The organism is Paracoccus sp. L-17, assembly GCF_056857655.1.
This window is the reverse complement of record NZ_JBSXNM010000044.1, coordinates 1-13,946: the sequence shown is the minus strand read 5'-3', so window position 1 is coordinate 13,946 and position 13,946 is coordinate 1. Positions and strand designations below refer to the sequence as shown.

Sequence of the window (13,946 nt, the reverse complement as noted above, 5' to 3'; positions counted from 1 at the left end):
GATGGCAAACGAAATCGGCATGGTGGTCGCAGGCGGGGCGCTGACCCGGTTCGGTCGCCGCAAGGATGGCAGCAGCTTTCGCGACTGGGCGCGGCAGGCTTTCGCGGCGGCCCTGCGCGATGCGGGCCTGCAGCGCCGCGATATCGACGCGCTGATCGTCGCCTCGGAAAGCGATTTCCTTACCCTGCAACTGAACCCCGCCAGCCTCTTGGCGGATGAGCTGGGTCTTTTCGGTATCCGCGTGATGCGGGCAGAGGGCGGCGGCGCGTCGGGCCAGGTTGCTGTCCAGGCCGGGGCGGCGCTGGTCTCCTCGGGTCAGGCGCGGCGCGTGGCCGTGCTGGGATTGGAGCCTGCGGCCGCCCATCTTTCGGGCGCGGATGTCGCCGCGCTTTATTCTCTGTCCTTCGACGCCTGGACAGACGGCATGACGGGGATCGATTCAACCTCGATCTATGCCATGTCGGCCCTGGCCTTCATGCGCCGCACGGATGCAACCGTCAGCGATTTTGCCCGCGTCGCGGTGCGAAACAGGCAGAATGCGCGGCACAATCCCAATGCGCATCTGCCGCTGGACATCGCGCCGGAGGATGTCGCGGCATCGACGATGATCGCCGCGCCCTATCGGCGGCTGGACTGCTCTCCCCTCAGCGATGGGGCAGCCTGCGTGATCCTGTCTCAGCCCGGCAACCTGCCGGGAACCGGCAAGGGCCGCGCCCGGCTCGTCGGCATGGGTTCGGCCAATGACCGGGTTCGCCTGGCCGAACGCGCCGATCCGGGCACATTCGCCGCCAAGCGCCTGGCCGCTCAGCAGGCCTATTCGCACGCCGGGATCACACCGGCGCAGATCGGGCTGGCCGAGGTCTATGACAGCTATTCCGGCGCGCAGCTGCAAGCGCTGGAGGCGTTGGGCCTGGCGGATGACGTCGTTGCCGCAGAACGACGCGGCGTGTTCGACGCGACGGGCACGGTGCCGACCAATCTGTCGGGCGGCCTGCTTGGGCAGGGGGCGCCGGTGGGCGCGACCGGCGTGGCGCAAATCGTGTCCTGCGCGCACCAGCTGGAGGGGCGCTATGCGGGTCTCGGGCCGCGGATTACCCCGCGTTTCGCGCTGGCCGATACCCATGGCGGCATCGCGACCTTGTGCGCCGTGACCATTCTGGGAGGCGTGGAATGAGATTTTCGATAGCCCTGGACTACACGCTGCCCGAGGGCGGGATGGCCCCGTATTTCGACGCATTGCGTGCCGGCGTCGCCCTGGCGTCGCGTTGCAAGGGATGCGGACGGATCAGCTTTCCGCCGCGGCTGGTTTGCGCGGAGTGCGGTGCAGAGGCGCATGACTGGGCGCGTCTGTCTGGTCGCGCCCGCGTGGTTCTGCGCACCGACGCCCTGGCGGCGGCCTTTGCGCTGGCGCGGTTCGAGGGTGCGGATGGCACGACGACGGTCGCCCTGGGCAATCCCGAGGCAAGGGGCGAAACGGGACAGCTGATGGCGCCGAACGGGCCTCGGCCCGGCCTTTGGCTGCGGCTGAATGAACGGGAGACGGACCATGCTTGAGACCTGGACAGAGGCGCAACTTGCCGAGATCGGGCTGCGCCGTGACGGCGAGGCCGTGACGATCGACATTCCGGCGGATGCAAACATCTTTTCCATGACGCTGGGCCGGCAGCTGGGACCGGAGGGCGCGGACAGGCCGGCCATGCTGTTCGAACGGCCGGACGGCCGCCTTGAAACCTGGAGCTTCGCCCAGATCGACGCGGCCGCAACGACCCTTGCCGCGCATCTGCGAGGACTGGGTTATGGCCGCGGCGATCTGGTCGGTCTTCATACCGGGATGCGCCCCGAAACGGCCATCGGGCATATGGCCGTGTGCAAGCTGGGCGGAACGGCGGTGACGCTGTCGCAGCTTTACGGGTCGGATGCCCTGGCCCATGCGCTGAATGATTGCGAGGCGCGCTGTCTTCTGACCACCGAAGCCGCCTGGGCCAACCTGCGGGACGAAGCAGGGCGGTTCGGGTATCTGACCGATATCCTCGTCTCCGAAAGCGCGGGGACGGAGCCCGATCTGCGGGCCATTCTGGACAGCGCCGCCCCGCCCGGATTCGAACCGGACTATACCGGGCCCGATGATCCCGCCTTGCTGATGTATACGTCGGGGTCGACCGGGATGCCCAAGGGCATCCTGCACGGGCACCGGATCCTGGCCGCCTATCGCCCCTCGATCAACCTGTTCTACAACCTGTCGTTGCAGGACGCGGACGCGGTGTTCTGGTCGCCCTCGGATTGGGCATGGGTCGGCGGCTTGCTGGACATGATGATGCCCGCATGGCTGGCCGGGCGGCCGATCGTCACCTCGGAAGCGCGCTTCACGGCAGAATGGGCCTATGAATTCATGGCCCGCCACAAGGTGACGCATGTCTTCCTGGCGCCCACGGCGGTCAAGCGTCTGGCGCAGACGGCCCAGCCGCGCGACAGCCATGATCTGTCGCTGCGGGTGATCTGCACCGGGGGCGAGGCCCTGGCGGCGGATACCCTCGTCTGGGCCGAGGACAGGCTGGGCGTGGTCTGCAACGAGTTCTACGGCATGACCGAGGTGAACCATCTGATCGGCAATTGTTCGCGGCTTTATCCGCGAAGACCCGGATCCATGGGCGTGGCCTATCCCGGCCACGACGTGCGGCTGGTCGATGCCGAAGGAATCGAGGTGGCGGACGGAGAGCCGGGCGAAATCGTGACGCCTGCGACATCGCCGACGCGATTTCTTGGCTATCTGAACAATGCCGGCAAAGAGGCCGAATTGCGGCTGGGCGACTGGCTGCGCACCCATGATCTGGCGGTGCGCGATGCGGACGGGTATTTCTGGTACAAGGGCCGGTCGGACGACCTGATCAAATCGTCGGGATTCCGCATCGGCCCGACCGAGATCGAGGAATGCCTGCTGTCACACCCCGCCGTGGCCGAAGCCGGCGTGATCGGCAAGCCGGATGCCCAGCGTGGCACGATCGTCAAGGCCTTCGTGCGTCTGGCCTCGGGATTCATCGGCGATGCGTCGCTGACCGAGGAATTGCGCGCCCATGTCCGCAACAAGCTCGCATCCTACAAGGCGCCACGAGAGATCGACTATGTGGACGAATTCCCGATGACCTCGTCGGGCAAGATCAACCGAAAGGCCCTGCGGCAGGCAGAAGGTAATTGACCTGACTAATTTGTATCTACTAATATGTAGAGGCAAGCGAGGGATGGCAGATGAAATTCGGCGTTCATGCGGGATTGTGGATGAAAGCGTGGCAGGACGACCCCTTGCCGATTCTCGACATCGCGGCCGATCTGGGCTTTGACGGGGTCGAGCTTTCGTTGCTGGGGATCGGAATGGACCGCGCCAGCGGCATCGGCAAGGCTGCCGCCGCACGCGGGCTGGACCTGACCTGTTCGACCGGCCTGGGCGCCGAGGCTGACCCGACATCGCCGCAGGTCGCCGTGCGCGAACGGGCCGTTGCCGTCCTGACCGAGGCCGTCGAAATCACCGCTGCCCTGGGGGCAAGATCGCTGGCCGGTGTCGTTGCCGCGCCATGGGGCGTCTTTGCGCCGGGCGATTCGGATCGGGCCGACCGATCGGCACGGACCCTGGCCCGGATCGAACCGGTGCTTGCGCAGAATGGCGTGACCCTGGGGATCGAGGCCGTGAACCGGTTCGAAACCGATCTGACCAGCACCGCCGCCGATGCCACGGCGATTGCCCGCGCCACCGGGGCCGCGCATGTGGGCGTTCTGCTGGATACGTTTCACATGAACATCGAGGAGAAGGATCCGGCCGCCGCGATCCGCGCCACCGGCGACGCCCTGGTGCATTTTCATGTCTCGGACAACGACAGGGGTGTGCCGGGCTCGGGTCATTTCGATTTTGAACATTGTGCCACGGCGCTGTCGGATATCGGCTATGACGGCTGGATCACCGCGGAAATGTTCGTGATGCCGTCCAACCCGAACAGCGCGGATGTGAAGGTCTGGCGCGCGATCGAGCCCGACCCGACCGAGGCCGCGCGGCAGACGCTGGACTTCATGCAGCGGGTCTTTGCGCGATGACCGGGCCCGAATTCTTCTTGGCGCTTCAGGCCCGGATCGCGGTCCATGCCGATGCGCTGAACCGGCTGGATGCAGCCTTGGGAGACGGCGATCATGGCGCGACCATGCTGCGCGGCCTGACCCGCGCGGCGCAGGCCGACAGGGGCGCGCAGGCCAAGGCGTTCATGCGGGCGTCGGGTGGTGCATCGGGGACGTTGTTCGGGCTGATCCTGATCGAGATCGAACGGCATCTGAACGAAAACGCCGCGTTGGGCGAGGGCCTGCAACGCGCCTGCGAGCGGATCAAGGATCTGGGTCAGGTGACCACGGGCGACAAGAGCATGATCGACGCGCTGGCGCCGGCGGCGCACGCGCTGGCGGAGGGCACGGTGCAGGATGCCGTCGATGCCGCCGTCGCCGGTCGCGACCGCACCCGCGACCTGAGCGCACGCAGGGGCCGCGCGCAATATGTCGAGAATGGCGGACGCGGCCATGTCGATCCCGGCGCGGTGTCGGTCGTGATCATCCTTGAAACCCTGGCAGGCAAGGAAAGCGCGCTGTGAAAAAGCTGATGAACGCGGCGGAAAGCATCGTCGACGACATGATCGACGGCTATGTGTCGGCTTTCGAACAGGTCGTCCGGGGCCATCAGGATCCCCGCATCGTGGTGCGGGCGAAGGGCCGCAAGGATCCCGATCGAAAGGTGACGCTGCTGATCGGCAATGGCTCGGGGCACGAACCGATTGCCATGGGCTTCGTCGGGGCGGGCCTTCTGGATGCCAATGTGGTCGGCGACGTGTTCGCCGCGCCCTCGGCCGATCTGATCCTTGACGGCATCCGCGAGGTATCGGGCAAGGCGGGCTGCATCCTTCTGATCTCGCAGCATTCCGGCGACATGATCAACGGCCGCGCGGCAGTGATGCTGGCCGAGGAAGAGCGGCTGAGGGTCCGCGCCCTGCCCATGTATGACGACATCTCGTCCGCACCGCGCGACCGCATCCAGGATCGTCGCGGCGCCCCCGGCACCATGTTCATCTACAAGATCCTCGGCGCCGCGGCCGAGGCAGGAATGCCGCTGGACGATTTGATGACCTTGGGCCGGGCCGTCCGCGCGCGCACCGTGACCCTGGCCGCGGCGCTGTCGCCGGGCATCTCGCCGCTGACCGGCCAGCCGATGTTCGACCTGCCCGACGACGAAATCTATCTGGGCATGGGGGTGCATGGCGAACCGGGGATCGGGCGGACGGGGGTCGGCCCGGTGCGCGATCTTGTCACGCTGATCGTCGACAAGCTGCTGGGGGATTACCCGATCGCGTCAGGCGGACAGGCCGCCGTGATCGTCAATGGCATGGGCGGCACCACGCTGATGGAGCTTCTGACCGTCTGGAACGAGACCCGACACGCGCTGGCCGCGCGCGGCATCGCGGCGGTCGCGCCCATGATCGGATCCTTCGTGACGACGCAGGAAATGGGCGGCTTTTCGATTTCGCTGCTCGAGCCTGCGGGCGACATGCTGCGGCTGTGGACCGCGCCCTCGGATACGCCGTTCTTTCCGTCCATCCGGCATGCTGAAAAGGAGAAAAGCCAGTGACCCGTTCCGAACCACTGAGCATGCGTCCGATCCGCGGAGTTGCCGTCGATCAGGGCAGCGGGCTGGCCCGGATGCTGCGCCAGGCACGCGGTGCCAAGGCCGGGAAAGGCGACCTGTTGCTGTTCAAGCGACTGGTGGCCGAGCAGCTCAGCCCCGAGGCCAGCACCTTGCTGGTCGATGCGAATTACGGTCGCGAATTGCTGCCCTCGATCGCGCCGGGCTGTGAAAGCATGCTGGCCTACGAGGCCGATGTCTATCGCATCGCGGACGAGGACCGGATGACGGTTCTGCCCGAAGACCTCAGGATCGCGGATTATCCGGGGCTGGGGGTCCGGGTGCTGAAGTTCTTTCTGTATTTTGCCCCCAACGACCCGACCCCGATCAATGCGCAGAAATTCGAACGGGTGCGCCGGATCGGCGCGGAATGCCGCGAACACGGCATCACCTTCCTGTTCGAGCCGATCGTCTATGACCGCGCCGTGCCCGACGAGGACGGCGCGGAATTCGCCCGGCTGAAGCCCCGACTCGTGACCGAGGCGACCCGGCTTTTCGCCGCGCCGGAATTCGGGATCGATATCCTCAAGGTCCAGATTCCGCTGAACCTGTCCCATGTCGAGGGTTTCGGCACCCCGACGATGACCCGCCCCGAGGCCGCCGCCGCCCTGCGCCACGCCGCCGAGGCCGCCGGGGACATTCCGCTTTTGTATCTGTCCGCAGGGGTCACGTTCGAACGGTTCGAATCCTCGCTGAAGCTGGCTGTCGAAACGGGCGCGGGATTCGCCGGTTTCATGTGCGGTCGCGCGATCTGGAACGACGCCATCGCCATCTTCGGCAATGACGGACCCACCGCCGCCGAAGCCTGGCTTGCCGATGAAGGTCGCCGTCGTCTGGCACGCCTCTCCGAGGCAGTCGCATGAACCTGATCCCCCGCCTTCCCGCGGTCCGGACCTTCCTGTCGCGCGTTCAACCCCTGCGTATCGACGGGGCCGAGGTCGCGGGCTCGTCCGAACTTGATGTGTTCGACCCGTCAAGCGGGGCGGTCTTGTGCCGGATCGCGTCGGCGGAGCCCGCGCAGATCGACATGGCGGTGGCTGCCGCGCGCGCCGCGCTTGGAGGGCCGTGGACGCGACTGACGCCGCATGATCGCGGGCGGCTGATCTGGAAACTGGCCGACGCGATCGAGGAGCGCAAGGATGTCTTCGGTCAGCTTGACGCGCTGGACAATGGCAAGCCCTTCGCGATCGCGCGCGATGTCGACGCGGTCTGGTCGGCGCGGCATTTCCGCTATTTCGCGGGCTGGCCCGACAAGATCGAAGGCGCCACGATCCCCGTATCCACCCCCAGTCGCCGGAACCACACGCGGATCGAGCCGATGGGCGTCTGCGGGCTGATCACACCTTGGAACTACCCGACGCTGATGGTCGCGTGGAAGCTGGCCCCGGCCCTGGCGGCGGGCAACACCATCGTGTTGAAGCCCGCCGAACAAACCCCGCTCAGCGCCCTGTATCTGGCCGATCTGGCACTGGAGGTCGGGTTTCCGCCCGGTGTGCTGAACGTCGTTCCGGGATCGGGCCGCGATGCCGGCGCCGCGCTTGCGTCACATCCCGGCGTCGACAAGATCGGGTTTACGGGATCGACGGCAACCGGGCGCGAGATCGTCAGGGCTTCGGCAGGGAACCTCAAGAAGGTCTCGCTTGAACTGGGTGGCAAGGCCGCCAACATCATCTTCGCCGACGCGGATCTGGAACTTGCGATCCCGGGCGCGTTCTGGGCCCTTTTCGGCAATAACGGTCAATCCTGCACCGCCGGCGCCCGGCTGTTCGTGCATCGCAGCCTGCATGATCGGGTGCTGGAGGGGCTGCGCAAGCTGGCTGACGGGCTGTCGATCGGGCCGGGGATGGATGCCAGGGGCCACGATCTTGGACCGGTGATTTCGCGTCCGCAGATGGACAAGGTTCTGGGCTATATCGCCGATGGGCGCGATGCCGGCGCCGAATGCGTGGCCGGTGGCGCGCGGCGGGGCGACGCCGGATGGTTCGTGCAGCCCACGATCCTGACCGGGGTTCGCGACGATATGCGCATTGCGCGCGAGGAAATCTTTGGCCCGGTCCTGTCTGTCCTGACCTTCGATGACGAGGACGAGGTGCTGGCCCGTGCGAACGATACCGAATATGGCCTTGCGGCGGGTTGCTGGACGCGGGACGCTGGACGTGTGGCAAGAATGGGCGCGGGCCTGCATGCCGGAACGGTCTGGATCAATTGCTGGGGCGATACCGACGCGGCCTCACCCTTTGGCGGCATGGGCCAAAGCGGATATGGCCGCGAGATGGGGCGCGACGCACTGGCGCTTTACAGCCAGACGAAATCGGTTTGGCAAGGCGTGTAGCCGCGACGGTGCAACGGAAAGTGCTGCCATCGCAAGGAGAGGATGACACATGGCCGAGCAGAATGTGCCGCGATATCAGACCATCCACGAAGAGATACTGGCACGGTTGAAGCAGGGGCTGTATTCGGTCGGCACACGGTTGCCCTCGGAAGAAGCGCTTGCGAAATCATTCGGTGTCAGTCGGGTGACGGTGCGCCGCTCGCTCGAGATGTTGGTCAGCGCGGGTTACCTGATTTCACGGCAAGGCAGCGGCTACACGGTCAGCACCCTGTCGCCGCCATCGACGACCTGCCTGATCTCGTTTACCGATGCGATCCTGAAAAGCGGCCGCGTGCCGGGTGCGCGACTGATCGGGATCGACCGCTTCGACGGCGACGCGCCCGCGACGGTGCAGGCCCTGTTCGACGAGCCGGTCGTCCGGATCCAGCGGCTGCGCATGGTGGACGGGCAACCGCGGATGCTTGTGAACACCTGGGTGCCGACCCGCCTGGTGCCGGATTTGTCCGATGCGGATTTCCCCGAGGATGGGCCGAACCAGTCGATCCTGCGGATCCTGGTCCGGCGCTTCGGCCTGGAATGGGGCAGCGCATGCGAGACGATCCGCCCCCAGCTGGCCTCGGACGAAGTGGCCAGGCTGTTGGGCCTGGCCCCGAACACGCCGATCCTGGCGCAGGCATGTTCGGCCCTGGACGACAGCGGCGCGCCGGTTTTCTATGACGAAGTATATCGCGATTCCCCGATCACCTACGAACTGGTCGGCGCGTCGCGGCGGGAAAGGTCCGAATGATGAACGTCCGGTTTCGCATCGGCCTGATCAACGCTTCCCTGCCCAGCTATTTCCCCCGGCGACACGGTGTCTTTGAAGCAGCCGAGAAGATGCTGGCCGATCTGACCGCCGATCTGGGCATCGGCCTGGTCAGTGCCCCGGACCTGCCGATGGACGCCCGCGCGGCGCAGCAGGCGGTCGATCATTGCCGTGCCGAAGGCGCGGGATTCATCCTGTTGCTGCATGGCGGGTTCACCATGGGCGATGTCGCGCGCCAGATCGCGGCATCGGATCTTCCCATGGGCGTCTGGGCCACGCCCGAACCGAGCCACGAAGGCGATATCCAGCTGAACAGTTTCGTGTCGCTGAACATGACGATGTCGATTGCCCGTGGGGTGCGTGATCTGCGCCATGCCCCGGTGCAGTGGTATTTCGGCGCCCCCTCGGACGCGGCACTTCGGGCCCGGCTGCGGCAGACCCTGATGGCGGTCAGGACGGCTCACGGACTGAAGGGCTCGCATGTCGGGCTTGTCGGCGGGCTGGCGCCGACATTCTACAACATGGATGTGTCGCAGGCCGGGCTGATGTCGGCGCTTGGTGTGGCGTTCGCGCATGTCGACATGCACGAGATGACCGGGCGGATGGATGCCGCCGATGCCGCAGAAGTCGGCGCGGAGGTGGCTGACATGGCAGCCGCGGCCGAGATTCGCGGCGTGTCCGACGACCAGATGGCGCTGACGGCACGGGCGGCGCTGGCGCTGCGCGCGATCGCGGGCGATCACGGATTTGACGCGCTGGCGGTTTCGGACTGGCCCGCATTGCAACAAGCCCCGGGAATGCATCCGGGTGCGGCGTTCAGCTGGATCGAGGAACAGGACAACCTGCCCGTCGCCTCGGAAGGGGACGTGATGGGCGCGGTGACGCAGATGGCGGTCCGGGAGATGACCGGGCGGGTCGGCTGCCTGTTGGACATGACCTCGCCGCAGATGGACCGCGACCGGATCCTGATGTGGCATGGCGGGGGCGGACCGCTATACATGGCGCGGGATCGCGCAGCATGGATCAACCACCCGATGATCGGACGCGGCACCGCCGAGGGGCCGAGATTTGGCGCGATAGCCGACTTCGAGTTCGGCGAAGGGCCGCAGACGGTTCTGCGCCTCGCGCGCGATGGCGATGCGTTCTTCGCCATCGAGGGCGATGTCGTCCGCGCCGAGGAAAGCGGCTTCACCGGATGTCGGGGCTGGGTCAGCAACTTTTCGGACCGCTCGGGCGGGGCAAGCGCCGCATCCGTCGTGACCAGCGTGATGGAACACGGGCTGGAACATCATTTCGTCATGGTGCCCGGCCGCTGGCGCGATGCGTTCGAAGAATTCGGCGGCTGGTCCGGCATGAAGCGGCTGGCGCTGATTGCGCCCCATGCGGGACTGGCCGATCGATAGGCGCGATCGCACAGATATCCGTTGACAGATCGGGCGCTTACCGCATAAATTTGTATCTACAAATTTGACCGCAGCAATTTTGGTCCGGACGGGGGTCAGACGACGTGACACAAGTGCAGCTCAGGTCCATCAGCAAGCGGTTCGGCGGGTTCACCGCGATCGAGAATATCGATCTGGATATCCGGTCCGGAGAGCTGGTCGCGCTGCTGGGTCCATCCGGTTGCGGCAAGACGACGACGTTGCGGATGATCGCCGGACTGGAAAATCCGACCACCGGCGAAATCCATTTCGACGATCGCGATGTTTCGGATTTGCGGGTGCAGGACCGCAATGTCGGCATGGTGTTTCAACGCTATGCGCTGTTTCCGCATATGACTGTGGAAAAGAATATCGCCTTCGGCCTGTCGGTGCGCGGAACACCCAGATCCGAGATCAGCGATCGCCTGGACGAGATCATCGACGTGGTTCAACTGGGCCCGTTCCGGCAACGCTTTCCGGCGCAATTGTCCGGCGGGCAGATGCAGCGGGTCGCGATCGCGCGGACGCTGATCACCAAACCTTCCGTGCTGATGATGGACGAACCCCTGGCAAACCTGGACACCAAGCTGCGCGGCGAAATGCGCCGGTTCATCCGAACCCTGCAGCAGCGACTGGGAATCACCACGATCTTCGTGACCCATGATCAGGTCGAGGCGATGGAACTGGCCGACCGGATTGCGGTGATTTTCAACGGCCATCTGGCGCAGTTCGGCCCGCCCGAGGATCTTTACCGGCAACCGGTATCGGTGGACGTCGCCGATTTCATGGGCGCGTCGAACATCTTTCCCGGCACCATGACCGGCACGGACGCGGTAAAGACGGGCTTTGGCACGCTCAGCGTGGTCGCGCAACCGGGGATGGCCGATGGCAGCCGCGTTCACGCCATGCTGCGCAACGAGGGCATCGACATTCATCCCGCCAATGTCGAAGGCGGCGACGACATGGTGGCCGGCCGGATCGCGGCACGGGATTTCTTCGGGGCCACGGTGAATTACGTGGTCGAATGCGGCGCCGAGCGGATCATCGTGAACGAACAATCGCGAAGGCTGCTGGATGTCGGCATGGAAGTCCGGCTGGATATTCCGGCCGAGCGGGTCTGGCTGATGGCCGGCTAGAAACGGCATCCAGCGGAATTCTTTTTGGGAGGAGAGGAAGATGCGTCACTTACTGTTGACCGGCCTGACGGCCGGGTTGGTGCTGACGGGGGGGGCGGCCATGGCCATCGACCCCGAAGGCGAAGCATTCCAGAAAAGCTTTCTTGCCGGCGATCTGAGCTGGGAGGAAGTCCAGGCCCGCGCCCGCGAGGAAGGCCAGGTCAACCTGTATTACTGGGGCGGCAACGACAATCTGAATGTCTGGATGGACAGCGTCGTGGCCCCGGCAATGGCCGGCGAAGGCATCACGCTGAACGCCGTTCGGATCACCGGCACCAAGGATGCGGTCGATCTGGTTCTGGCCGAGAAGAACGCCGGCAAGATGGCCGGCGCGGGCAGCGTCGATGCGATCTGGCTGAACGGCGAGAATTTCAGCACGCTGAAGCGTCGGGACGCGCTGTTCGGCGCCTTTGCCCGGAAACTGCCGAATGCCGAGTTCATCGAATGGGACGAAAGCGATCCCCGGTCGCTGTTGAACCTGCGCGATTTCGGCGTTCCGACCGAGGGCAAGGAGATGCCCTGGTCCGGCGAACAATATGTCTGTGCCGTCAACGCCGACCAAGTTTCCGAGGCAGATCGCCCCTGGACGTTCGAGGCGCTGCGCACCTATCTTGAGGGCAACCCGGGCAAGTTCATCTATACCAAGCCGCCAGATTATGAGGGCAACACTTTCGTTCAATCGGTGGTCTATGCGTTCAACCCCGATGGTAACGGCGCCGAGCCATTCCAGCAATCGCTTGACGAACTGGGGGCCGAGGAACTGGCGCGCCTGATCGAGCCTGGCATGAAATTCCTCAAGAATCTTCAACCGCTGCTGCTGGGCGGCGAAAGCGGCCGGCCCCGGTATCCCGAGGATGCGGCGTCGCTGAACGGATTGTTCCTGAACGGCGAAGTCAACTTCAACTGCAAGTTCGGCCTCTATGCCGTCGCCGTCGGCCTGTCCACCGGCACCTATCCCGAAGCGGCCGAACAGATGATCTTTCCCGAAGGCGGGATGATCAAGAACAAGAACTATCTCGCGGTGCCCAGCAACACGCCCAACCCGGCGGCGGCGATGGTCTTCGTCAATTACATGACCTCGCCCGAGGCGCAGACCTCGAAGCTGCAATTCGCGGGAATGCCGGCGGGCATCGACGGCTGGAAACTGTCCGATGAACAGGCCGCAGCCCTGGCCGAGGCGTCGCCCGGCACCGTGGGCGTGACGCAAAAGGAACTGGACGCGAACGTGACGCCCGATACCAATGCCACCCTGGTCGATGTGATCGAGGCGACCTGGCTGGAATATATCGAACGCGACAGCCAGGCACCGATCGCCGATATCGTCACCCGCGCCGCCGGCAATCTGTCGAAGTGACCGCATGCCGCCGCCGGGCCATTCCCGGCGGCGGCACGACATCCCGATACGAGGGCGCCGATGAACAGGCACATCAGAAGAAGGCGCAGCATGCGGCGTGAACGGCTGTTTCTTGCCCTGCAGATGACGCCGATCATGGTGGTCCTTTTCCTGCTGTTCGGCGGTGCGCTGGTTCTGGCAATCGTGCAGTCGCTTGGCTATGCGCCCTGGTTCGGCGTCAACACCTTTCCCGACCTGTCTTATTTCCGGGCGCTGTGGTCGTCGCCGTCCTTCTGGCAGTCTCTGGGGCTGACCATGTATTACGCCACGGTGTCGACCTTTCTTGCGCTCGTGGGCGGCATCCTTCTTGCGCTGGCGCTTATCAAGACCTTTCCCGGAAAGACCCTCTACAAGTATCTCTACAAGCTGCCGCTGATGATCCCCTACACGGTCGGGATCGCGCTGGCGGTGCTGATGCTCGGCAATGGCGGCGTGCTGTCGCGCTTTGCGGCGCTGTTCGGGCTGATCGACGATCCGGGCCAGTTTCCGCAGATCCTCAAGACCCATTATGGCTGGGGCATCATCGCCGTCTATGTCTGGAAACAGCTGCCCTTCATCACCCTTGCGATCTATGCGGTGCTGCTTGGCATCGGCCGCGAAACCGAAGAGGCCGCGGCGATCCTGGGTGCGAAGCGACGCACCATCTTCTTCCGGGTGACCCTGCCGCAGATCCTGCCCGGCATCGTGTCGTCCACGCTGATCTGCTTTGCCTTCAACGTGGGCGCGTTCGAGGCGCCGTTCATCCTGGGCGGCGGCTTTCCCGATACGCTTCCGGTGGTGGCCTGGCGCTATTTCAACGACGCCGACTATACGCTGCAGCTGCAGGGGATGGCGACGGTGGTGTCGATCGGGCTGATCGCCGGGGTGATCCTGTTCGGCTATCTCGCGGCGTATCGACGGTTCGAAAAACGGATGGGACGGAACTGACATGGCCCGCAGAAGCACCGAAAGCCTGGCATCTCGCCTGTCGCCGTTCCAGACGGTATGACCGCTTGGCAGCCTCACGCTTGCCCCTGTCCCTGGCTCGCCTCCATCGTGTGCAGACGATGAACGAGGGTTGCACCATGAGTGCCGAGCCTCATGCACAAGGAAACGAGCCATGTCAGAATACAATGC

At 65.1% G+C, this 13,946-nt stretch carries 13 protein-coding genes; all 13 read left to right on the top strand.

Annotation, left to right across the window (positions count from 1 at the left end; genetic code table 11):
• Position 1 precedes the first annotated feature (1 nt).
• The 13 genes from AC13CR_RS14460 to AC13CR_RS14400 all read left to right on the top strand — a co-directional run bounded on the left by AC13CR_RS14460 (position 2) and on the right by AC13CR_RS14400 (position 13,757).
• The gene (locus tag AC13CR_RS14460; protein ID WP_292978718.1) at positions 2-1,174 is read left to right on the top strand and encodes a thiolase family protein; all 1,173 of its coding nucleotides are present in this window, start codon (positions 2-4) and stop codon (positions 1,172-1,174) included.
• The gene (locus AC13CR_RS14455) at positions 1,171-1,554 is read left to right on the top strand and encodes a Zn-ribbon domain-containing OB-fold protein (RefSeq protein WP_292978720.1); all 384 of its coding nucleotides are present in this window, start codon (positions 1,171-1,173) and stop codon (positions 1,552-1,554) included. Before AC13CR_RS14460 ends, AC13CR_RS14455 begins: the two co-directional genes overlap by 4 nt.
• Complete coding sequence (locus tag AC13CR_RS14450) at positions 1,547-3,193, top strand: AMP-binding protein (protein ID WP_292978722.1); 1,647 nt, start codon at positions 1,547-1,549, stop codon at positions 3,191-3,193. Before AC13CR_RS14455 ends, AC13CR_RS14450 begins: the two co-directional genes overlap by 8 nt.
• Positions 3,194-3,243: 50 nt before the next feature.
• The gene (locus tag AC13CR_RS14445) at positions 3,244-4,080 is read left to right on the top strand and encodes a sugar phosphate isomerase/epimerase family protein (protein WP_292978724.1); all 837 of its coding nucleotides are present in this window, start codon (positions 3,244-3,246) and stop codon (positions 4,078-4,080) included.
• Complete coding sequence (locus tag AC13CR_RS14440) at positions 4,077-4,622, top strand: DAK2 domain-containing protein (protein ID WP_292956530.1); 546 nt, start codon at positions 4,077-4,079, stop codon at positions 4,620-4,622. Before AC13CR_RS14445 ends, AC13CR_RS14440 begins: the two co-directional genes overlap by 4 nt.
• Positions 4,619-5,650, top strand: a complete 1,032-nt coding sequence (locus tag AC13CR_RS14435) for a dihydroxyacetone kinase subunit DhaK (RefSeq protein WP_292956527.1) — start codon at positions 4,619-4,621, stop codon at positions 5,648-5,650. Before AC13CR_RS14440 ends, AC13CR_RS14435 begins: the two co-directional genes overlap by 4 nt.
• Positions 5,647-6,567 carry a tagatose 1,6-diphosphate aldolase gene (locus AC13CR_RS14430; RefSeq protein WP_482900858.1) on the top strand — a complete coding sequence of 307 codons (921 nt, stop codon included), beginning with the start codon at positions 5,647-5,649 and terminating at the stop codon, positions 6,565-6,567. Before AC13CR_RS14435 ends, AC13CR_RS14430 begins: the two co-directional genes overlap by 4 nt.
• Complete coding sequence (locus AC13CR_RS14425; protein WP_446232958.1) at positions 6,564-8,036, top strand: aldehyde dehydrogenase family protein; 1,473 nt, start codon at positions 6,564-6,566, stop codon at positions 8,034-8,036. Before AC13CR_RS14430 ends, AC13CR_RS14425 begins: the two co-directional genes overlap by 4 nt.
• A 49-nt stretch (positions 8,037-8,085) precedes the next feature.
• On the top strand, positions 8,086-8,823 hold the full coding sequence (locus AC13CR_RS14420; RefSeq protein WP_292956518.1) for a GntR family transcriptional regulator: 738 nt from the start codon (positions 8,086-8,088) through the stop codon (positions 8,821-8,823).
• Positions 8,823-10,244 carry an L-fucose/L-arabinose isomerase family protein gene (locus tag AC13CR_RS14415; protein WP_292956515.1) on the top strand — a complete coding sequence of 474 codons (1,422 nt, stop codon included), beginning with the start codon at positions 8,823-8,825 and terminating at the stop codon, positions 10,242-10,244. The genes AC13CR_RS14420 and AC13CR_RS14415 overlap by 1 nt, the downstream gene beginning before the upstream one ends.
• 113 nt (positions 10,245-10,357) lie before the next feature.
• Positions 10,358-11,398 carry an ABC transporter ATP-binding protein gene (locus tag AC13CR_RS14410; protein WP_292956512.1) on the top strand — a complete coding sequence of 347 codons (1,041 nt, stop codon included), beginning with the start codon at positions 10,358-10,360 and terminating at the stop codon, positions 11,396-11,398.
• Positions 11,399-11,438: 40 nt separating this feature from the next.
• On the top strand, positions 11,439-12,791 hold the full coding sequence (locus AC13CR_RS14405) for an ABC transporter substrate-binding protein (RefSeq protein ID WP_446236183.1): 1,353 nt from the start codon (positions 11,439-11,441) through the stop codon (positions 12,789-12,791).
• Positions 12,792-12,881: 90 nt separating this feature from the next.
• Positions 12,882-13,757 carry an ABC transporter permease gene (locus AC13CR_RS14400; protein ID WP_292956506.1) on the top strand — a complete coding sequence of 292 codons (876 nt, stop codon included), beginning with the start codon at positions 12,882-12,884 and terminating at the stop codon, positions 13,755-13,757.
• Positions 13,758-13,946 lie beyond the last annotated feature (189 nt).